Source organism: Sporosarcina sp. P3 (assembly GCF_002743415.1).
In the GTDB taxonomy this organism is placed as follows: Bacteria; Bacillota; Bacilli; order Bacillales_A; family Planococcaceae; genus Sporosarcina; species Sporosarcina ureae_A.
The window spans coordinates 184,506-204,718 of sequence record NZ_PDZE01000004.1 but is presented as its reverse complement, the minus strand read 5'-3'; the positions used below and the strand labels follow the sequence as shown (position 1 = coordinate 204,718).

At 40.6% G+C, this 20,213-nt stretch carries 17 protein-coding genes; 11 read left to right on the top strand and 6 right to left on the bottom strand.

What is annotated here, in order from left to right:
* Nucleotides 1-125: 125 nt before the first annotated feature.
* On the top strand, nucleotides 126-1,685 hold the full coding sequence (locus CSV61_RS07130) for an FMN-binding glutamate synthase family protein (RefSeq protein ID WP_099638637.1): 1,560 nt from the start codon (nucleotides 126-128) through the stop codon (nucleotides 1,683-1,685).
* A gap of 40 nt (nucleotides 1,686-1,725) precedes the next feature.
* Here CSV61_RS07130 and CSV61_RS07125 read toward each other — a convergent pair whose 3' ends face one another.
* The 5 genes from CSV61_RS07125 to CSV61_RS07105 form a co-directional block, all read right to left on the bottom strand.
* Nucleotides 1,726-2,409 carry a C40 family peptidase gene (locus CSV61_RS07125; protein ID WP_099638636.1) on the bottom strand — a complete coding sequence of 228 codons (684 nt, stop codon included), beginning with the start codon at nucleotides 2,407-2,409 and terminating at the stop codon, nucleotides 1,726-1,728.
* A 182-nt stretch (nucleotides 2,410-2,591) separates the two neighbouring features.
* Nucleotides 2,592-3,212, bottom strand: coding sequence for a YflT domain-containing protein (locus CSV61_RS07120; protein WP_099638635.1), 621 nt, complete (start codon nucleotides 3,210-3,212; stop codon nucleotides 2,592-2,594).
* A gap of 155 nt (nucleotides 3,213-3,367) precedes the next feature.
* Nucleotides 3,368-5,752 carry an S-layer homology domain-containing protein gene (locus CSV61_RS07115; RefSeq protein ID WP_099638634.1) on the bottom strand — a complete coding sequence of 795 codons (2,385 nt, stop codon included), beginning with the start codon at nucleotides 5,750-5,752 and terminating at the stop codon, nucleotides 3,368-3,370.
* Between the two features lie 18 nt (nucleotides 5,753-5,770).
* Nucleotides 5,771-7,222 carry an S-layer homology domain-containing protein gene (locus CSV61_RS07110; RefSeq protein ID WP_099638633.1) on the bottom strand — a complete coding sequence of 484 codons (1,452 nt, stop codon included), beginning with the start codon at nucleotides 7,220-7,222 and terminating at the stop codon, nucleotides 5,771-5,773.
* A gap of 51 nt (nucleotides 7,223-7,273) precedes the next feature.
* Entirely contained in the window at nucleotides 7,274-8,941 is a 1,668-nt protein-coding gene (locus CSV61_RS07105; RefSeq protein ID WP_099638632.1) for a hypothetical protein, read from the bottom strand.
* Between the two features lie 205 nt (nucleotides 8,942-9,146).
* On the opposite strand from CSV61_RS07105, the gene CSV61_RS07100 reads away from it, so the two are divergent.
* The 4 genes from CSV61_RS07100 to CSV61_RS07085 all read left to right on the top strand — a co-directional run bounded on the left by CSV61_RS07100 (nucleotide 9,147) and on the right by CSV61_RS07085 (nucleotide 11,083).
* Nucleotides 9,147-9,560 carry a cation transporter dimerization domain-containing protein gene (locus tag CSV61_RS07100; RefSeq protein ID WP_099638631.1) on the top strand — a complete coding sequence of 138 codons (414 nt, stop codon included), beginning with the start codon at nucleotides 9,147-9,149 and terminating at the stop codon, nucleotides 9,558-9,560.
* A 194-nt stretch (nucleotides 9,561-9,754) separates the two neighbouring features.
* Nucleotides 9,755-10,339: a TetR/AcrR family transcriptional regulator gene (locus CSV61_RS07095; protein WP_099638630.1), complete on the top strand. Its 585-nt coding sequence runs from the start codon at nucleotides 9,755-9,757 to the stop codon at nucleotides 10,337-10,339.
* A gap of 80 nt (nucleotides 10,340-10,419) precedes the next feature.
* Nucleotides 10,420-10,806, top strand: coding sequence for a DMT family transporter (locus CSV61_RS07090; RefSeq protein WP_099638629.1), 387 nt, complete (start codon nucleotides 10,420-10,422; stop codon nucleotides 10,804-10,806).
* Nucleotides 10,769-11,083, top strand: a complete 315-nt coding sequence (locus CSV61_RS07085; protein WP_083035132.1) for a DMT family transporter — start codon at nucleotides 10,769-10,771, stop codon at nucleotides 11,081-11,083. Before CSV61_RS07090 ends, CSV61_RS07085 begins: the two co-directional genes overlap by 38 nt.
* Before the next feature lie 95 nt (nucleotides 11,084-11,178).
* Here the strand turns inward: CSV61_RS07085 and sda are convergent, their stop codons facing one another.
* Nucleotides 11,179-11,316 carry a sporulation histidine kinase inhibitor Sda gene (gene sda / locus CSV61_RS07080; protein ID WP_099638628.1) on the bottom strand — a complete coding sequence of 46 codons (138 nt, stop codon included), beginning with the start codon at nucleotides 11,314-11,316 and terminating at the stop codon, nucleotides 11,179-11,181.
* Nucleotides 11,317-12,082: 766 nt separating this feature from the next.
* On the opposite strand from sda, the gene ilvD reads away from it, so the two are divergent.
* The 6 genes from ilvD to leuB all read left to right on the top strand — a co-directional run bounded on the left by ilvD (nucleotide 12,083) and on the right by leuB (nucleotide 20,125).
* Nucleotides 12,083-13,750: a dihydroxy-acid dehydratase gene (gene ilvD, locus CSV61_RS07075; protein WP_083035134.1), complete on the top strand. Its 1,668-nt coding sequence runs from the start codon at nucleotides 12,083-12,085 to the stop codon at nucleotides 13,748-13,750.
* Between the two features lie 355 nt (nucleotides 13,751-14,105).
* Nucleotides 14,106-15,851, top strand: coding sequence for a biosynthetic-type acetolactate synthase large subunit (gene ilvB, locus CSV61_RS07070; RefSeq protein WP_099638627.1), 1,746 nt, complete (start codon nucleotides 14,106-14,108; stop codon nucleotides 15,849-15,851).
* Nucleotides 15,848-16,366 (top strand): acetolactate synthase small subunit, encoded by a 519-nt coding sequence (ilvN, locus tag CSV61_RS07065; protein ID WP_083035136.1) that lies wholly within the window; start codon nucleotides 15,848-15,850, stop codon nucleotides 16,364-16,366. Before ilvB ends, ilvN begins: the two co-directional genes overlap by 4 nt.
* Before the next feature lie 27 nt (nucleotides 16,367-16,393).
* Nucleotides 16,394-17,428: a ketol-acid reductoisomerase gene (gene ilvC, locus CSV61_RS07060; protein ID WP_083035137.1), complete on the top strand. Its 1,035-nt coding sequence runs from the start codon at nucleotides 16,394-16,396 to the stop codon at nucleotides 17,426-17,428.
* Nucleotides 17,415-18,956 carry a 2-isopropylmalate synthase gene (locus CSV61_RS07055; RefSeq protein ID WP_083035138.1) on the top strand — a complete coding sequence of 514 codons (1,542 nt, stop codon included), beginning with the start codon at nucleotides 17,415-17,417 and terminating at the stop codon, nucleotides 18,954-18,956. The genes ilvC and CSV61_RS07055 overlap by 14 nt, the downstream gene beginning before the upstream one ends.
* Before the next feature lie 68 nt (nucleotides 18,957-19,024).
* Nucleotides 19,025-20,125, top strand: a complete 1,101-nt coding sequence (gene leuB / locus CSV61_RS07050; RefSeq protein WP_099638626.1) for a 3-isopropylmalate dehydrogenase — start codon at nucleotides 19,025-19,027, stop codon at nucleotides 20,123-20,125.
* Nucleotides 20,126-20,213 lie beyond the last annotated feature (88 nt).

The following is a 20,213-nucleotide window of genomic DNA, read 5'->3' as shown; positions in this document are numbered from 1 at the left end:
ACAGCAAACTAGCAACATCCAGCCCTATTCCTTGACCAGATTCAAGGAATAGGGCTTTTTTACGTTTAGTTAGCTACTTATCGTGGGTACAGATAAAGTACAGACACACAGGGAGGAGTGAGGCTATGAATTGGTTAGAAGGTATTAATTTAACAACTTCATTAGTAGTGCTCATTATATTAGCTATTCCAGTCAGTATAGGGATTTTTCTATACTTTTTTGATCGAGGCCAGAAGCAGCACGCCATTTTACGTAACTATCCGATCTTAGGTAGAGTTCGCTACATATTTGAAAAGGCGGGTCCAGAGGTTAGGCAATACTTATTCAATGATGACAATAGCGGCAAGCCATTCAGCCGGGAAGAATACTTACACATGGTCATGCCGGGGAAGTACTTAAACAGTATCATTGGTTTTGGATCTAAACGAGACTACCAAGAACCTGGTCACTATATTCGTAACGCGATGTTCACGAAACAAAATGAGGAAATGCGTGTAGCTAATGATAATCTATTGAAAACTATGCGTTATGAAGTGGATACTGACAATTTATTCTCGCGCAAAGAGCATCGCGAAGAAGTGACAACATTGCCTTGGTTGTTACCTGAGGAAGATGCGATTGTATTAGGACCGGATTGTGAGCATCCATTTGTCGTACGTAGCTTATTGGGGCAGTCCGGGATGAGTTATGGCGCACTCGGAGACCATGCAATTACTGCGCTATCTAAAGGTATCGGTATGGCCCAAGGTGCATGGATGAACACAGGTGAGGGTGGTGTATCAGATCATCACTTAGTAGGTGGAGCAGATATTATTGCGCAGATTGGGTCGGGTTTATTCGGATTCCGTACAGAAGATGGTCAGTTTGATTTTGATAAAGTCAAAGAGAAAGCCCAAATACCACAAGTTAAGGCGTTTGAGATCAAGTTGGCTCAAGGTGCCAAAATGCGTGGAGGACACGTTGAAGGGGAGAAGGTCACAGAAGAAATTGCGGCTATACGAAATGTAGAACCTCATACTTCTATTAATAGCCCGAACCGTTTTAATCAGTTCCACGATTATCCAACACTGTTTTCATTCATTGAGGACATCCGGCATGTCGGCGGTATTCCTGTAGGCATCAAAATAGTCATTGGTGGAAAGCAAGATGCTGAAGAACTGGCATCGTATATGGCTGAGACTGGTATGGGTCCTGATTTTATCTCACTTGATGGAGCAGAAGGTGGATCAGGAGCTACGTATCAAGATTTAGCAGATAGTGTGGGGTTACCACTTCGTTCGTCTCTTATCTTACTAGATGATGCGTTGCGAAAGTTTGATGTACGTGATCGAGTAAAAATTATTGCATCAGGAAAAATTATTACACCTGATAAAGCAGCAATTGCATTGGCTTTAGGCGCAGATTTGATACAAGTTGCACGTGGTTTCATGATTTCGGTAGGCTGCATTATGGCAGAACGATGCCATACGAATACATGTCCAGCTGGTGTCGCAACGACAGATCAAAGTTTACAGCGAGCACTTGTTGTAGAAGAAAAGAAATTCCGTGTAACCAATTATATTTTGACGATGAGAGAAGGATTATTCCGTGTAGCTGCAGCTGCAGGCTTAGATTCTCCAACAAAGTTTGAAAGGCATCATGTAATCTATAAAGATGAGCAGGGGAAAATTCATTCCGTTGACTAAAAAAACGACCTGATGAATGTTCATCAGGTCGTTTAACGTATTATATTCTTCTGAAACTGTTGAATTTAGATTTCCAGTACGGATTATTCAGGCTGACAACTTCAGACTTCTTGCCACCAGCATGAACAAATTTATTGTTTCCGACATAGATTCCTACGTGAGAAATCCCTTTGCGGTATGTGTTATGGAAGAATACTAGATCTCCAGGTTTTGGCGATTTAATTTTTGATGATTGTTTGAATTGCCCGGTTGTTGTTCTAGCTATAGACTTACCGTTCTTCTTGTATGAATATTGGATAAATCCACTGCAATCGAATCCTTTAGTTGTAGTGCCACCGAAACGGTATGGAATTCCGCGTAACTTCATGGCTGTTTTCACAACACCGGATCCTCCGCCTTTAGTAGAGGCAGCTGCTGCTACTGCTTTACCTGTAGATCTCTTTAATAGAGAACTTGAAACATATCCTCTTTTACCATTAATCTTTACTTTATACCACAATTGTTTACCTGCATATTTTTGATGTGTTAGTTGAACACGTGTACCTTTTTTTAATGTAAAGACTCTTCTATGTTTTGTTCCAGCATCTGCACGAACGTTTGCATTATGTACTGTTATGTATGTACCGCTTTTAGCTGTCGCTTTACTTGCTGCATCTGCTGTTCCGCCAGTGAATCCGACGAACATGGCTGATGCTATTAAAATTGAAGATAAAAACTTTTTCATGAATGACTCTCCTCCGAAATAATAGATATCACTTTCTAGCTGCAAGTAATATCTTACACGACAGCTTAAGAGTGAAACATTACGTTCATATTAAGAAGAGATTACAAGAAACGTGTTTTGTAAACATAATGTAACAAAGTAAAAAGCCTTCCGTAGTAAAGAAAGGCTCAAGACAAATACAATTATCTTTTAGGGAGAGCAGAAGGATCTTCATCTTCAATTTGTTCAGATACTACAACATCCTCTTCTTCAGAGGTCAGGTCATTCGTTTGGATTGAATCGTCTCGATAGGCTGCTTCTGGTTGAGAAGGGTTTTGTGGAGGTTCATATCCGCCATAAGACGGTTCAGACGCGGTATCCTCAGTGATGGGTTCTGTCGTTTTAGTATGATCAACGACAGGTTTAGAAGCACTGGGCGATAATCCGTCTGTATAGAAAGGCTCATCTTTCGAATACACGCGGTAAGCCCACCCTTCATCTACATATAACATCATGCCACCGTGTTGAACTTCTTCGTAATAGCGATCTACTTGAATCGTATCCATTCCGATGCCATACATCATTTGTTTAATATGATTTTCTCCGGTTAAGAAGCTCATAAAGCGATCTGTCCATGTATCGTATGCGGAGTACACATCTGCGCCCGTTCGACTACGTAGCATCGATACATCAGTTTCATTTTTAGCGATTACATAAATATTATTGTCGATATAACCAATTTCTTTTAATTCTTCTATCTTACTTAGAAGGTCAGCATCTTTGTAATATACACCAATAAATGTCTTGCTTATAGGTTCATCCATTGTATAGCCTCCCTTTTATAGTGGGTTTATATAACATACCCACTTCGCATTCTTCAAAAACCTGGCGAACGTTGGGAAAGGAAGGGAATGTAGGTATATTGTCGATTAAAAAACGTTAGTAAAGAGTCAGGAATCTCTTTACTAACGTTCACTTATTATTGTTCAACTTGTACTTTTTGCTGTCCAATTTCTTTTCCCGAACTGTCGTATGCTATGAACGTCGCATTCGGATTCAGCAGGAAGTCTTGGATTTCGTAACGTTTTTTATTTAACATATAAATACCTTGTCTTCTATGTGTAAGCTCATAATCTACATTACCATCTTTTGATGAGAAGCGGACGATTACTTTGTCGATAGGCCCACAAGCTGTCAACAGTTCAGTATTCATTCGGATATCGCCATTCACTAGTCTTACGGATGGAGATTCGAAAATAGATGCGCTCAATGAACACGTTTCGACCGGTATTCCACAGTTGATTTCTTGCAAGATGGATTGATAGACGAGTGATAATTCAATGTTTTCTTTTATGTGGAAGTATTTTCCTCTGGTATCTCTAGCTATTGTTTCTAGTAGCTCGGTGTCTAAATTTTTTCCAAGTCCAATTGTATAGATTTTGATGCCCAATTCTTTTGCTTTTTTCACTTCTGTCAAAATAGGTGCTTTGGAAGACTTGCCATCAGTTAATAGAATCAGTGTTTTAGGCTGACTGGTCGAGAATTTACTGAAAGCCATTTTTAATCCATTCGCAATACTCGTTCCACCACTTTGTTTAACTCCTTTTAAAGAGTCCATAACAGGAGTAGGTGTTCCTTTCTTTAAAAACATACCACTAGTAGTGAAGTGAGTGGCAATATTTATATCCGCTTGTAGTGTCTCAATAAACTCTTTTGTTTTAGTCACGCGATATCGCTGAGGATCGTTACGTATCATACTGCCCGAAGAATCTATTAGAAAACCGATTTCAGGCTTTTGATTTGTACAGGTCCTATCTGTTGTTAGTGGCGGTGCATAAGAAACGGGTGCACTAAATCTTTTTTCTAGTATAGATTGCACGGCACTGTCAGTTACCGAAGAATTTGCTATCGCGGTAGCAATGATTTCATTCTTCACTAATGCAGTGGGAGTAATGAAAGAAGTCGTAGCCTGACCATTATGAAACCTTACGAAAGATGAATCAAAAGGAAGACTATATAAAGAATCTACTTTTAAATAGCCATTAAAATCCGTGATTACTGCACCACCCGGACGTGCTAGTGTAGCGGTAACGAAAGTTGTTCCTTTGTTACTGTTGACTCCATCAGTAATGTCTAACTGAATTTCCGCTCTGGGGACATACGTTATATTAGCAGTTGCAGTCGGAAGTGAGCAATTTCCTACTCTACTTACAAGTGTAATAGTGATCGTATCAACTTTTTCAGTTGGTGTACGAGGAGCAATCACTTTTACAGTTACTTCTGGGCCGTCAGAGAGTACATACTGATTCCAAGTCATTGCAGCGGCTGCCACAGAGGAAGCAGATTCAAGTGAAGCGATACTTTCCGCAAATTCGCGATCAGGATCATCTTCTGGCTCTTTAGGAAGACCGGGCTCTGGTTTAGGTTCGTTTTCAGGTTTTGGATCTGGCTTGTTTATAGGTGGAGTGTTCGGATTAACTAGCTCAGGTATAGGAGGGTTTACTTCAATCCTCGCTCCTTCCCTAGAAGTTACTTCGAATTCCAACTCTTGTTCATAAGGAATGAGCTCTCCGTTACAATCACGAAAAGTAAATGTAATGAACGTTTCATCAATCCCATTAGCAGTTAATGTTGGTTTTTCTATATCTATTTCGACTTTCTGTTCAGGTTTGATTTCTGGTAGGGAAGGTTGAACTGGACGCTCGAATTCTATTTCATCTTCCTCTACAAACTTTGGAGGTTTTGCATATTGTGCATGATCCTTACCGGTTGCACTAGATGACAAGCCTTGAATATGACGACCTATATTTTTAGACATTTGGTGCATGATATGAACTGCTTCAGCACGTGTAAGACTTCTATTTGGTGCAAAGTCCTGATAATCATTTTTACCTGTCAATCCATTGGCCAGATCATGCGTGTAAAGATAGTAGACCGCTTCCTGTGCATACAGATCTTTCCCATGATATGCAGCAAAAACCTTCGCTGCGTGCGCTCGTTGTACAGCCGAGTTTCTGGCAGAACCACTGTTGAGTCCGCGCAGCGGTAAGTGATGTTTAGCTAAATACCGGTAATTTCCCATCATTTTATATTCCCCTTTCTTTACAGGGAATGAGTTGGGGGAGTTGAGATCGAAGCGCACAAGCATCGTGACAAGTTGAGCTTCGGTAATCGGTTGTTCGGGCTTGAATGTTCCATTTGGATAACCGGATGTTATGCCGACGTCAGCTGCCCATTGAATCGCATCCTTAGCCCAGTAGCGATCATGCACGTCTGTAAAAGAAGTGTTAGCAGAAACTCGTAGTGGCGAAAGAGCGCATAATATAAATACTAAACACCAGACATACGTATTACGTGCAATCAATGAAGTGGACCTCCCTTCTTATTGGAAAAAGATATCGTCACGATAGTTTTGTTTTAAGTCATTTTCTAAAAAGTCAAGGAAGCGAGAAGTTAACAATGCTGCCTGGGCTCTGGTCAATGGTTGCTTCGGATTGAAATAATTTTGTTCATTTCCTTTTACCAATCCAAGTTCTGTTGCTACATAGACGCTATCTTTAGCCCATGCGGAGATCTTATAGTCATCCACGTAATGTGTTCTAAAGCCTGGACTTGGAGCACGTCCTTCCATTCCGAGTGCTCGAACGAGAATAGCGATGGCTTGTACACGTGTAATCGGGCTGTCTGGCTCAAATAAATCTGGTGTCACTCCATTAATAATTCCTTGCGCTACTGCACTTTCGATATACATATAGTCAGGATCTTTTACGGAAAGATCTGTAAATATAGGAACACGGGGCACTCTACTTTTCTTTGGTTCTTCTAGAACACGTAGGTCCACCGCCTTTAAAATGCCAATGGTATATTGATAGCGCTGCATAGGTGTGTTTGGAGAGAAGAATTGAGAATTCTCATCGAAAATACCAAGTGAATACAGTTTTTCAATAGAATCTTTTGCTTGATGCCGACCAAGATCACGAAACTTGGGTACGATCAAGCGCTCTACCAATGGTAAATTCTTTTTCTGCAATTCTAGTTTCCCTTTACCTGCGCCAAAAGGAATATTATACGTATATTCGCTTACCATATCAGAGGAGCTGATTACGGAATGACCACCTGCAAAGCTCGCTAAGGTAGGGTCGAATGGTTCGTATACCATGATTCGAGATTTGCTATCAGAAGCTTTACTTGTAATGAAAGCAGAACCTTTAGGTGTAACAATTTCAGAATCCATCAACTGCGTTTCAGTAGCACCCCAGAAATTTTTATAGCCCATATTACGTCCATTTAAATGAACGGTAATGATATCTTCTGCTTTTGTTGAACCATCAACATATTTATAGATTTTCCGGCCAACCATATTGCCTGAATAAAAAGTAGAAGCAGGTAGATTATCCGCGACCATTCCTTCCGAATACTGATAGTCAGCGAGTGTATACGTATCTTTACCGAATGTGACTTTCTCAGAATAGCTTTTGACCTCAAATTGAGAGGTAGTTTGGCCTTTACTTTCGTGCTCATTGATGTTGGCAACATAGTTTACGCTTCGTGTAAGTTTAGCATCTTTATACGTTGGATGATCTTGATCACCAGTCAACGTGAAGCGGTACGTTCGAGTAAGAGTATTTTTATTTTCTTTTTCTGTTGTGACTGCTTTTCCTGAAAATATAACAGGTTCACCTGTCAGAAAAAACACCTCGCTATACTCGTATTCATTCATCACACCGCCATTGACGTCAATTGGACTTGCCGAAGCAGGAGAGGTGTTCAGTGAAACTGTAAGTAGAATTATAGTGAATAGGATACTTGTACGTACTTTTGTGAAACACTTCATTTGTATGACTCCCTCTTTTAGGCAGTGAGAGGATTGTCTCACTGCCTGATTTTAATCAACTAAAATGATGGCTGCTTTTAGAATATTCTCAGCAACTATAAATAATCTATCGTTAATTTCTAAATCACTTGGTTGGATCACTGCACCGTCTTTAATGAAGGTAGCTTGTTGGATATCCATTTTATTTATATTACCTTGTGTATTCCAAGCACTTTTTGTCCATTTACTAACATTCCGTACATCGATACTAGTATGAATCGCCTTGTCGCTAGGGGTAGAATGTAGTTTAGATAGACGACCCACTAATGTAATATTGGCAGGTGCCTTACTACCTTGTATTACATGAATAGCAGAAACTTCTTTATCTGATACATAGAAGTATCCATAATCATCATTGTAGAAATGTAAATCCATTTGAGGAACAAAAGTAATGAGTTTCTTGGAAAGCTCTTGCACTGCATACGTTTCATTATGGAAATCCAGATCTTGTTCTGTAATAGAAGACCACACGTTATTCTTTAGTTCAGACGCATTTGACAGACGGAATGTATAGCCAAGCACCCCAGAGATTTTACCGAAGTAAATGGATTGATCAGATAAATTCGGACTGTCCAACCCATCGTTGCTAATATGTATAATATTTGCGTACTGTGTTTTGATCGGACCCGATGCTGCGACAAAGGCTGTGCCATAAGCGCCTAAAGATTCTGGTGAGACTAACCGGCCGTTACGGATCAGAATGGAACCACCGTGATAGCGGAACCGCTGTGAATCCATCAGACTAATTTCTTTTGTTTTTCCATTAAAGCTTTTCAGTGGTTCGTAAAAAGTACGTTCTGCATTTTTTTGTATAATGATGCGTTCTACTTGTTCTTTGCCATGTTTATTTACAGTTGCCAGATAGACTTTTAAGTTTGCGTACTTGCGCAACTGATTATGGGGAACTGGTTTATTCTCAAAGTAAATAGGTGTTTTAGCTGAGTAGTAATAGCTGGACGTGCTATTCGCATGGTTTTCATACCAGTGCCAGTTTAAGAATTTTGTCTCGTCACGCAAAATGATTTTGCGATTGATTGGATCGATTCGGTGAAGAGTTCCTTTATATACGCCAGCTACTTGAACACCGGGTTCTAAAATTTCTAACAGTGTAATGTAGTTGGAATTATAGACGGAGAACTTAATGTTGACACGATCTCCTTCATATAAAGAGCTACTAGTTGTACGTTTACCTTTTTTAAAAAATTGAGTATCTGAATTACTATAGACATTTTTTACACGTCCATCATCTAATGTAATGGTTAGACCTTTTCTATTTCGGTCCATATACGTGACCATCCCGCTATAGGCTTTACCGTTAGGCTCAATGACTGCTCCTGGCGTAGTTGTTTTACCGTGCAGTGTTTTAAAGTAGCGGTTTTGTACGTCGGCTTCTATTTTCATACCTAACTTAAACGCATCGATTTTAACGGCAATAGTGTCTACGGATAATCTTGTGTACCGGTCAATTGAATAAGTTGCAGTATGTCCTGCATCATTTTTGATTGTAATACTGCGTAATTCTTTCTTAGTAGTATCTTGCTCTACTACTTCATCATAGTTGGCCTTAACAAATGTGCCGGTAATCCGTGCGCTTGCTTCTGCTAAGTTTGCGGCACCCAAGAGACATCCGAGGATGATCACTATGCTCCATGTATAAATAGCAAACCATTTCTTATCCATTACTTGTTCCACCTCCGAGTAGTATTATACAAATTCTATATCGGTCAATTAAAATAGAAGTAAAGAAAAAGACTCACATTCGATTATAGTCCCTTTGTTATGTAACTGTTTGAAAGTACGTTGCCTATTATCGAATTCTTTGTCAAGGTTTTACAGATATGATAGGATACGAAATATAGTGAACAAAAGAAAGGGTCGGTTTATCATGAAAAAAAGACAGATACTAGCTCCGCTTATTCTATCACTTCTACTATTAGGAGCATGTAACGCAGATACTGAAAATGAAACAGATGTGGACAAAGAACAAACCGAACCCACTGAAAATGTTGTGAAAGAACCTGTAGATAAATCTGATACAACAACTTCTAATGATGAGTTAAAAGAAGAGTTTGAAAAGGAAGAAGGCGTATCGGAAGTAAGTTTGATCATTACTGAAGATGCAGGTGGTTTCGTCTTACTAGACTTTGAAGTGACAGAGGATATGAAAAAAGAAGAAGCTGAGAAAATTAGTAAAAGGTACTACGAACGTCTTGAAAAAGAGTATCCGAAACATAGTATTGATATCCAAGCACGTAAAAGTGGAGAAACATTCGTACAAGAAACAAAAGAAGTCAAATAATGAACGTAGAAATGCCGTCCTGTCGAAGGGCGGTATTTTTATCGTTACATCGTATAGTTTTGATGTGTACTTTGCATCAAATGATGGTAAATTTAAAATGTAGTGAGTAATTCAGGAAATAATCATTGTCATGATGGGTTGGACACGAATCATTGCGATATACGAATTAGAATCCATAGAGAGTGGGGAATTCATTGGGGAAAAAGACAGCGATAGTGCATTCAGCTATAGAAGTATTTCAAGAGCAAGGAATTGAGAAAACGAAAATCTCTGATATCGTCAAGCGTGCAGGAATCGCACAAGGGACGTTTTATTTATACTTTCCTTCAAAATTATCTCTTATGCCTGCAATTGCGGAAGTAATGGTCATGAAAACAATTGAAATCGTAAAACTGACAGTTGATGATGAAGCTGCGTATCCGAAACAGTTCGAACAAATGGTAGATGCAATCTTTAAAGTGAACAAAGAGTATTATGAAATATTAGCCGTCATCTATTCAGGGCTAGCTTCCACGGAACATATTCGCGAGTGGGAATCCGTATATGCACCATTTTATGAATGGATTAGCGAAAAACTTGAAGCTGCCAAAACAGCAGGGGCGGTTCGTCAATCGATCAAACCTGAACGGACAGCAAAAATCATTATTGGGCTCATTGAATCAGCGGCTGAGCAAGTATTCCTTTATGCTCAACATGATGAAAGTGAAGCAGATCGACAGAAAGAAGAAGTTTTGGATTTTATGTCTCATGCACTACAATTTCAAACAACGAAAGGTTAACATAGCAAATTGTTAACCTTTATGATAAAATGAATGATAGTCAGTCATAAGTGATGAGAAACAAAATTGGAGTGGATCGTATGAATAAAGCATGGCTATATGTCGCATTAACCAGTTTTTTTGAGTTAGTGTGGATTTTTGGATTTAACACAGCAACTCACTGGTGGCACTGGATATTTATCATAGGTTTTATATTTGTGGATTTTCATTACCTTACAAAAGCTTGCGAGAGTCTACCGACGGGAACGGTCTATGCAATATTTGCTGGAATCGGAACGGTAGGTACATCGTTAATGGATGTCATGTTCTTTGGTGAACATATTAGTATAGGCAAGATCTTTTTCATTTTCCTTCTAGTGATTGGAGTAGCAGGATTAAAGATTGCGGACGGGCAGGATGAAAAGAAAGCGCTGGAGGGAGTGAAGGACGATGGGTTGGATTCTAGTATTCTTGGCAGCTCTAAGTGAGTTTGCCGGTGTCATAGGGTTGAAGAAATTTAGTGAGAAAAAGACCTGGGTTAACGGTTTGCTATATTACGGAGGATTCGGTACCGCGTTCTTCTTTCTATATAACTCCTTTAAGTACTTGCAGGTGAGTACAGCGTATGCTGTATGGATTGGTATAGGTACGGCTGGGGCTGTACTGATCAATATGTTATTCTTCGGTGAATCGAAGAGTACAGGTAGAGTAGTGAGCCTTATACTCATCGTCATTGGTGTAGTTGGACTCAAAGCATTATCATAAAATGCAACTCCTTTAATTGATAGAGAAATACTATGGAATGAAAAACGGACATGCCTATGGAGAAAGGGCATGTCCGTTTTATTGTATCCGAAAGATCAGCTACTGAGTTTTATCGATTCCAAGGCACGTTTACGTATCTCGCGTTCTAACAGTTGAATGAACTCCAGACTTAGTTGATATTTTTGAGCCTGTTGATAGGAATAGAGCAACAATTGATCCGATAAATGTGGCACAGTAGAACCGCCTCCTTTAGGATGAATAGATTGTAATCAGTCTGCATGCTTCTCTCTAGATGTTATCTCTTACTTTACCAAAAGAATCTGAAAAGAACAAGCGTTCGAATTGTCCACAATGCTGGTGGGTAAGCTGTGGGTAATATGTGAATGATATACAGAAACTGCCAAGATATGCGGTGGATAATGTGTATAGAGTTATGAACAAAATATAAATGTCGAATACTGTCGAGCGAAACTTGTCATAGAATGACCCGTACTCTATATATTGACTGAATACATATCGTTTTTTTGAACAGGAGTGTTGGAGCAAGAGTTTTCATCTGCACTAATTGATATGTAAGTAGGGGAGAAAGTTGTAATAAATCAAAACGGAAAATCTAGTCCATTCATATAAAAAATGAATCTGGACAGAAGGTTTAATAAAGCTTCAATCTTCGCCTTCTATCTATGTAGTGAGGATATGATCTTTGTTTTTCATTACTTAATGAAAGAAATGGAGTCAAAAGCAAAAATAATTTTTATGTATTTCGATATGCAATATATCGCTGTATGTCGCGCGTGTAAGCGTATTCAGATGTTTTAAATTAGTCACAATTGGCGAAAAACTTTAAAAATACGGTTGACCTTTATTCGTTTACAAGATATGATTACAGCAATCTAGTTCATAGCGGTGAACAATTCACTAGCTGTTCAGAATATTCAACTGAATGCAATTAATGTAATTAGCAATTGATTCGTTCAATTAGTTTAGGAGAGATTGCAAATGAGAAGTGACATGATTAAAAAAGGAATCGATCGTGCACCACATCGTAGCTTACTATATGCAGCTGGTGTTAAAACGAAAGATATGAATAAACCATTTATTGGAGTGTGTAACTCCTATATAGATATCATCCCAGGACATATGCACTTGAACAAGTTCGCGGAAGTAGTTAAAGAAGCGATTTGGGAAGCGGGCGGCGTGCCGTTCGAATTTAACACTATTGGTGTAGATGACGGAATTGCAATGGGGCATATCGGTATGCGTTATTCATTGCCGAGTCGTGAGTTAATAGCAGACTCAGCAGAAACAGTTATTAATGCGCACTGGTTTGACGGAGTCTTCTATATACCAAACTGTGACAAAATCACACCAGGTATGCTGATGGCCGCTGTTCGAACAAACGTCCCTTCGGTATTCGTTTCCGGTGGGCCGATGGAAGCAGGCGTTTCCGCAACAGGCGATGTCCTTTCATTAACATCTGTGTTTGAAGGTGTGGGAGCTTACAAAAGCGGTAAGATGTCGGCTGAAACATTACTCGACATTGAACAGAATGCTTGTCCTTCATGCGGATCTTGTTCGGGAATGTTCACAGCGAACTCCATGAACTCATTAATGGAAATGCTCGGTATGGCTCTTCCAGGAAATGCGACAATTCTTGCTACATCCGATGATCGTCATCGACTCATCAAAGATGCAGCGAAACATTTAATGAATTGTATCGAAAAAGATATTAAACCGCGTGACATTATTACGAAAGAAACAATCGACGATGCATTTGCACTTGATATGGCAATGGGTGGTTCGACTAATACAGTCCTTCACACATTAGCGATCGCTCACGAAGCAGAAATTGATTACAATATTGAAGACGTTAACGAGGTAGCAAAACGAGTACCATACTTAGCTAAAATCATGCCAGCGTCTGATTATTCAATGGATGACATTGAAAAATCCGGCGGTGTGAGCGCAATTATCAATGAATTGTGTAAAATTGATGGTGCGATGCACAATGATCGAATGACCATCACAGGCAAGACGATTGCAGAAGATGTCGCAGGTCATGAGATTACAAATACAGATGTCATACGAACGAAAGATAATCCATATAGTCCAGTAGGTGGCTTGTCCATTCTGTTTGGTAATATCGCACCTGAAGGTTCTGTTATTAAAGTAGGTGCAGTTGATCCTTCTATCAAGGAGTTCAGAGGAGAAGCCATTGTCTTTAACTCACAGGAAGAAGCCCAAGAAAATATTGATAATGACACAGTAAAAGCAGGCCACGTCGTTGTCATTCGATATGAAGGACCTAAAGGTGGACCGGGAATGCCAGAAATGCTGGCACCGACCTCTGCAATTATGGGGAAAGGGCTTGGTAAGGAAGTTGCTTTAATTACTGACGGTCGTTTCTCTGGGGCATCACGAGGTATATCCATTGGCCATATCTCACCAGAAGCAGCATCCGGTGGACCTATTTCGCTTGTAGAGAATGGAGATATTATCGAAATTGATCTAACAAACCGTACGATCGAACTGATGGTATCCGATGAAGTTCTTGCAGAACGCCGTCATGCACTGGAACCATTCGAACCTAAAATTAAAAAAGGATATCTTGCTAGATATTCTCAACTAGTCACTTCAGCCAGTACTGGTGGAGTCATGAAAATTTAATATACAAAACGTTGATGAGGTTAAAGTAGATAGAGAATGTATTCACAGAGAGCCGGCGGTGCTGCGAGCCGGTAATACAGCTATTTGCGACATCCCCTCGGAGTGGATTGCTAAAAGGTATACCGACTAGGCAGTCTCGGGCTCGATATTCGGGCTCGTTAGCAATGAGAAAGTACGGCTTTGGCTTGCTTTTTCGTAAGGTGACAAACGTCACGAACTAGGGTGGTACCATGAAAGCTTTTTCATCCCTATGTAAAGAGAGTAGATTTCTTTGCGTGGGATGAGAAGGTTTTTTTTTAGGGGAAAACGTCATTGGCTACTATATATGGATGAAAATTGTAAGGAGGAGTTCAGTATGAGTGCTAAAGTACAAGAAAAACAGACTGTATCTATGCCAAAGGAGCAAGCTGTAAATAAACTTGCGGATGGTTCTGCAATCTTGATTCAATCGCTTAAAGAACAGAACGTTGAAATCATCTTTGGATATCCTGGAGGGGCAGTTCTTCCAATCTATGATGCGCTATATAACGACCCAATACCACATGTTTTAGCACGACATGAGCAAGGAGCAATCCACGCAGCAGAAGGATATGCGAGAGTGTCGGGGAAAACAGGAGTGGTCATCGCCACATCAGGTCCTGGTGCAACGAACTTAGTAACGGGAATTACAGACGCCATGATGGACTCACTTCCATTAGTCGTTATTACAGGCCAAGTAGCAAGTACCGTTATCGGATCGGATGCATTTCAGGAAGCGGATATCATTGGGATCACTCAACCTATTACAAAACATAACTATCAAGTACAAAATGTAGCGGACATTCCACGTATTTTGCGTGAAGCTTTCCATATTGCTTCTACCGGACGGCCAGGACCAGTTGTTGTCGACGTGCCTAAAAATGTCGCAACTGATATCTTCGTACCTGTCGAAAAGGAGAGTAAAGAAGTGAATTTGCCTGGTTATCAGCCAACTACTACACCCAATTATCTGCAAATTCAAAAAGCTTCGAAAGCGATCTCTGGAGCGAAAAAGCCTATGATTCTTGCAGGTGCGGGTGTACTTCATGCAAGTGGAACAGCCGAGCTGAAAGAGCTTGTCGAAACACATCGTATTCCAATCGTCAATACGTTACTTGGCTTGGGTTCGATCCACGGAGAACATGAATTATTCTACGGAATGGCTGGAATGCACGGTACGGCAACAGCTAACTATGCATTAAGCGAATGTGATTTACTGCTTAATGTGGGTGCCCGTTTTGATGACCGTCTAACAGGTAACTTGGATGCATTCTTGCCGAACGCACGTGTTATTCATATTGACATCGACCCGGCAGAGATTGGTAAAAACGTGGTTACTGAAATTCCGATTGTATCGGATGCAAAAGAAGCGTTAGCGGCATTGTTGAAGGCAGACTTTAAATCACCGGATACGACAGAATGGGTAGGCTATTTGAATGGCTTAGCAGAACAATATCCACTTTGGTATCAAAAGGATGAGGAAGCTTTATTGCCTCAACAAGCACTCGAGATCATACATCGGATTACAAACGGCGATGCGATCGTTACGACAGATGTTGGACAGCATCAAATGTGGACCGCTCAATATTACCGTTTCAATAATCCAGACAATTGGGTAACATCAGGCGGGTTAGGAACAATGGGCTTTGGTTTCCCAGCAGCAATCGGTGCACAACTAGCAAAACCGAAAGCGCGTGTAATTGCAGTTGTGGGAGACGCAGGTTTCCAAATGACAGCACAAGAGCTATCACTTCTTCAAGAAATGCGTATTCCTGTAAAAGTCATCATTTTAAATAACGGAGCACTAGGTATGGTACGTCAGTGGCAAGAGACCTTCTATGAAGAGCGTTATTCGCAGTCACTAGTTCCTGTACAGCCAGACTTTATTAAATTGGCGGAAGCATACGATCTAAAAGGATATCGTATCCACAATTTGGAAGAGGCTGAAAAGGTATTTGCAGAAGCGCTATTATCTGACGAGCCGGTCTTGATCGATTGCCGAGTGAAACAAAAAGAAAATGTCTATCCAATGGTTGCTCCAGGTAAAGGATTACAAGACATGATTGGAGTGAGTCCTCAGTGAAACGAATTATTACAGTAACAGTAATTAATCAGAGCGGGGTATTAAACCGTGTAACGGGACTGCTGATGAAGCGTCAATTCAATATTGAAAGTATTACCGTTGGTGCTACGGAACAGCCGAATAGATCCAAGATGACATTCCAAGTTCACGTAGAAGATGAAAACAAAATCGAACAACTTGTAAAACAGCTGCAGAAGCAGATTGATGTTATTACAGTGAAAGATATAACAGACAAAGCGATCGTGTTACGTGAGTTAGCTTTAGTAAAGGTCATCTCACCACCACAGATTCGCTCTGAAATGAATAGTATTGTGGAACCTTTCCGTCCAACTATAGTTGATTCCGGAAAGAATGTAGTAACTTACCAAGTAACGGGTGACCCAGATAAAATCGAAGCGTTTATCGATTTGCTGAAACCATATGGCATCAAAGAATTAACACGAACTGGCGCAACCGGCTTTGCCCGTGATATGCAAAAAGTTCAAGCACCACAGTTGTCTATTTTAAAGCAGTAACACACACACACTTAGGGGGAAATAAAAATGACAAAAATGTATTATAACCAGGATATCAATGAAGGACTACTAGAAGGTAAAACAATCGCAATTATCGGATACGGTTCACAAGGCCACGCACACGCGCGTAACTTGAAAGATTCTGGCTTTAACGTAGTAGTAGGAGTTCGTGCAGGTAAATCATTTGAACAAGCAAAAGCAGACGGCCTAGAAACGCTTTCAGTAAAAGAAGCTTCTGAAAAAGCAGATTTGATCATGATCTTACTTCCAGATGAAAACCAAAAAGCAATCTACAATTCAGAAATCGAACCAGCTCTTGCTAAAGGAAAATCTTTAGTATTCGCTCACGGTTTCAACGTACACTTCGGTGAAATCAAACCACCTGCTGACGTTGATGTATTCCTAGTAGCTCCAAAAGGACCAGGACACCTAGTACGTAGAACATTTGAAGCTGGCGGCGGAGTTCCTGCACTATTCGCAGTGTACCAAGACGTATCTGGCCAAGCAAAAGACGTAGCTCTTGCGTATGCAAAAGGTATCGGATCTGCTCGTGGTGGTGTTTTGGAAACAACTTTCGAAGAAGAGACAGTTACGGATCTATTCGGAGAGCAAGCAGTACTTTGTGGTGGATTGACTTCACTAGTTAAAGCTGGATTCGAAACACTAGTAGAAGCTGGATACCAGCCTGAGCTAGCTTACTTCGAAACATTGCACGAAACGAAGCTTATTGTTGACTTGATGTATGAAGGCGGAATGGCTGGAATGCGTTATTCAATCTCTGATACTGCGGAGTGGGGCGACTTCGTTTCTGGTCCACGCGTAATCGATGCAGATACAAAAGCACGTATGAAAGATATTCTTACTGACATCCAATCAGGTAAGTTTGCGAAAGAATGGATCGAAGAGAATGAAAACGGACGTCCTCAGTTCAATGCAATCGAAGAAGCAGAAGCTAAGCACCAAATTGAAGAAGTAGGACAGAAACTTCGTTCTATGATGCCATTCATCAACGAAGGAGCTAAATCAAAAGAGGAAGAAGTGGTAGCGAGTGAGAAAAATTGATCTATTCGATACAACTCTTCGCGACGGTGAGCAATCTGCAGGTATTAATCTAAATACAGTAGAAAAATTAGAAATCGCTCGTCAGCTAGAAAAACTTGGGGTAGCAGTCATTGAAGCAGGATTTCCTGCTTCATCCCCAGGTGATTTCGAAGCCGTTCAACGCATTGCCAACACAGTGAAAAACTCTACTGTGACTGGTCTTGCTAGAACAATCAAAAATGACATTGATATATCATGGGAAGCGTTACGTGGCGGAGAGCAGCCGCATATCCATGTATTTTTAGCAACATCACCGATTCATATGGAGTATAAATTAAAGAAATCTCCAGACGAAGTAGTAGAGATCGCAGTGGATGCAGTCAAGTACGCTAAAAAGTATTTCCCGCTCGTTCAGTGGTCGGCAGAAGATGCTTTCCGTTCTGATAAGGAATATCTGGTACGTATTATTAGTAAAGTAATTGAGGCAGGAGCGACAACGATTAATGTTCCCGATACCGTAGGCTATGCAACACCTGCAGAGTACGGTGCTCTATTCAAATATTTGAAAGAGAACGTAAAAGGAATAGATCATGTGAAGCTTTCAGCTCATTGTCATGATGACCTTGGAATGGCCGTTGCCAACTCCATTGCGGCAGTTGAGAATGGTGCAGATCAAGTAGAATGTACGATTAACGGGATTGGCGAGCGCGCAGGCAATGCAGCATTAGAAGAAATTGCTGTCGCGATGCACATCCGTAAAGACTTCTATAACATGGAAACTGGAATTAACTTGAAAGAAATCAAAAAAGTGAGTCAGCTTGTTAGTCGTTTGACGGGAGTAGTCATTCAGCCAAACAAAGCGGTTGTCGGAAAGAATGCATTCGCTCATGAATCGGGTATTCATCAGGATGGCATGCTGAAAAACCGTGAGACATACGAAATTATTACACCCGAATTAATTGGTGAAACGGATATTCCGTTGGCACTAGGTAAACACTCCGGACGTGCTGCGTTCAAAGATCGGGCCATTACAATGGGCTTTGAACTGACTGATCAGCAATTAAATGAAGCGTTTGACGATTTCAAAAAATTAGCAGATCGCAAAAAAGAAATTACGGAAGACGATTTATTTGTATTGTTTACAGGACAGCAATTAGCTGATACAGATACACCAATTTATGAATTGCATAATGTTCAAGTACAATACGGAACGAATAATATTCCGACGGCTACCGTCACGGCAACAGTGCCTAGCGGAGAAACAGTAACAGTGGCGACAACTGGTGCAGGTTCTGTTGAATCTATCTTTAACGCACTCGAATTGGCCATTAAAGGTGAAGTTCTCATTCTGGATTATCGTGTAACATCGATCGGAAAGGGCCGCGATGCACTGGGAGAGGCAGTAGTCAACTTAAGACATAACGGGCTCGAGCTTACAGGCCGTGACGTAGCGCAAGACGTATTAGAAGCGTCTGCAAAAGCTTATTTGAATGCTATAAACCGTCAACTAGTTCGCGAACAATTGCGGAAAGAAGAGTTAATAAAATAAGCAACCTATATCAACGAGATAGAGTATTCGATCGAGTGATACGAGATAGATCAAGGAGGAGAAGTTCTATGGAAAAGAAAGTAGCAGTATTACCCGGAGACGGCATAGGACCCGAGGTAGTAGCAGAGGCAGTTAGAGTATTGGAAGTGATCGGCAGACGTTTTAACCATACATTCCATACAGAATTTGGACTAATTGGTGGGGCGGCGATTGATGAAAAGAATGATCCACTTCCTAAAGAGACAATTGAGTTATGTGAGTCAAGTGACGCCATTCTTCTAGGAGCAGTGGGTGGCCCAAAATGGGATCAGAACCCTTCAGAATTGCGACCGGAAAAAGGGTTGCTTGCGATACGTAAACATTTTGATCTATTTGCCAACCTTCGTCCTGTTGCAGCTGTACCTTCTTTGATCCAAGCTTCTCCTTTAAAAGAAGAAATCGTCAAAGAAGTTGATATGATGATTGTTCGGGAATTAACTGGAGGTCTTTACTTTGGTAAACCGAGCCGTCACACAGATCAATCAGCTGTTGACACACTTGTATATACACGTGAAGAAATCGAACGTATTGTCGACAAAGGTTTCGAGTTAGCTCGCCTGCGTAAAGGCAAAGTAACTTCTGTGGACAAAGCGAATGTGCTCGAATCCAGTAAGTTATGGAGAAAGATCGTTGAAGAGAAAAAAGCGCAATATCCAGATGTAGAGGTAGAGCATCAGCTTGTGGATTCCGCGGCAATGAAATTAATTACAAATCCAGCACATTTTGATGTAATCGTTACGGAGAATATGTTTGGTGATATTTTGAGTGATGAAGCTTCGGTCATTACAGGATCACTTGGATTACTTCCTTCAGCGAGTGTCCGTTCAGACGGCTTAGGTCTATATGAGCCAGTACACGGTTCAGCGCCGGATGTAGCGGGGCAAGGGGTGGCAAACCCCGCGGCGACTATTCTTTCCGTCGCAATGATGCTGAAGTATTCATTTGGATTAGAAACTGAAGCAGCAGCGATTGAAAAAGCAGTCAATACAGTATTTGAAGAAGGTCACTTTACAGCAGATTTAGCTGGTAAAAATCAACGTTCATTAACGACAAAAGAATGGACAGATAAGATCGTAGACGAATTGGATCTTCAGTTCGTTTCCAATAGTATCATGTACTCGTATATTTAAAAAAATACCGCTGTCTACGTCTCGACATGCACAGGAGGGCATACCGAAACTGGTGCGCCCTTTGTGTATAACGAGATAGATGAACTGA

What these genes read in the sequence shown, in the direction of transcription:
- CSV61_RS07100 (WP_099638631.1), top strand. Translation starts at nt 9,147, where the DNA reads ATGAAAAAAAGACAGATACTAGCTCCGCTTATTCTATCACTTCTACTA.
- CSV61_RS07085 (WP_083035132.1), top strand. Translation starts at nt 10,769, where the DNA reads ATGGGTTGGATTCTAGTATTCTTGGCAGCTCTAAGTGAGTTTGCCGGT.
- CSV61_RS07090 (WP_099638629.1), top strand. Translation starts at nt 10,420, where the DNA reads ATGAATAAAGCATGGCTATATGTCGCATTAACCAGTTTTTTTGAGTTA.
- ilvD (WP_083035134.1), top strand. Translation starts at nt 12,083, where the DNA reads ATGAGAAGTGACATGATTAAAAAAGGAATCGATCGTGCACCACATCGT.
- ilvB (WP_099638627.1), top strand. Translation starts at nt 14,106, where the DNA reads ATGAGTGCTAAAGTACAAGAAAAACAGACTGTATCTATGCCAAAGGAG.
- CSV61_RS07110 (WP_099638633.1), bottom strand. Translation starts at nt 7,222, where the DNA reads ATGAAGTGTTTCACAAAAGTACGTACAAGTATCCTATTCACTATAATT.
- ilvC (WP_083035137.1), top strand. Translation starts at nt 16,394, where the DNA reads ATGACAAAAATGTATTATAACCAGGATATCAATGAAGGACTACTAGAA.
- CSV61_RS07125 (WP_099638636.1), bottom strand. Translation starts at nt 2,409, where the DNA reads ATGAAAAAGTTTTTATCTTCAATTTTAATAGCATCAGCCATGTTCGTC.
- CSV61_RS07120 (WP_099638635.1), bottom strand. Translation starts at nt 3,212, where the DNA reads ATGGATGAACCTATAAGCAAGACATTTATTGGTGTATATTACAAAGAT.
- CSV61_RS07105 (WP_099638632.1), bottom strand. Translation starts at nt 8,941, where the DNA reads ATGGATAAGAAATGGTTTGCTATTTATACATGGAGCATAGTGATCATC.
- leuB (WP_099638626.1), top strand. Translation starts at nt 19,025, where the DNA reads ATGGAAAAGAAAGTAGCAGTATTACCCGGAGACGGCATAGGACCCGAG.
- CSV61_RS07130 (WP_099638637.1), top strand. Translation starts at nt 126, where the DNA reads ATGAATTGGTTAGAAGGTATTAATTTAACAACTTCATTAGTAGTGCTC.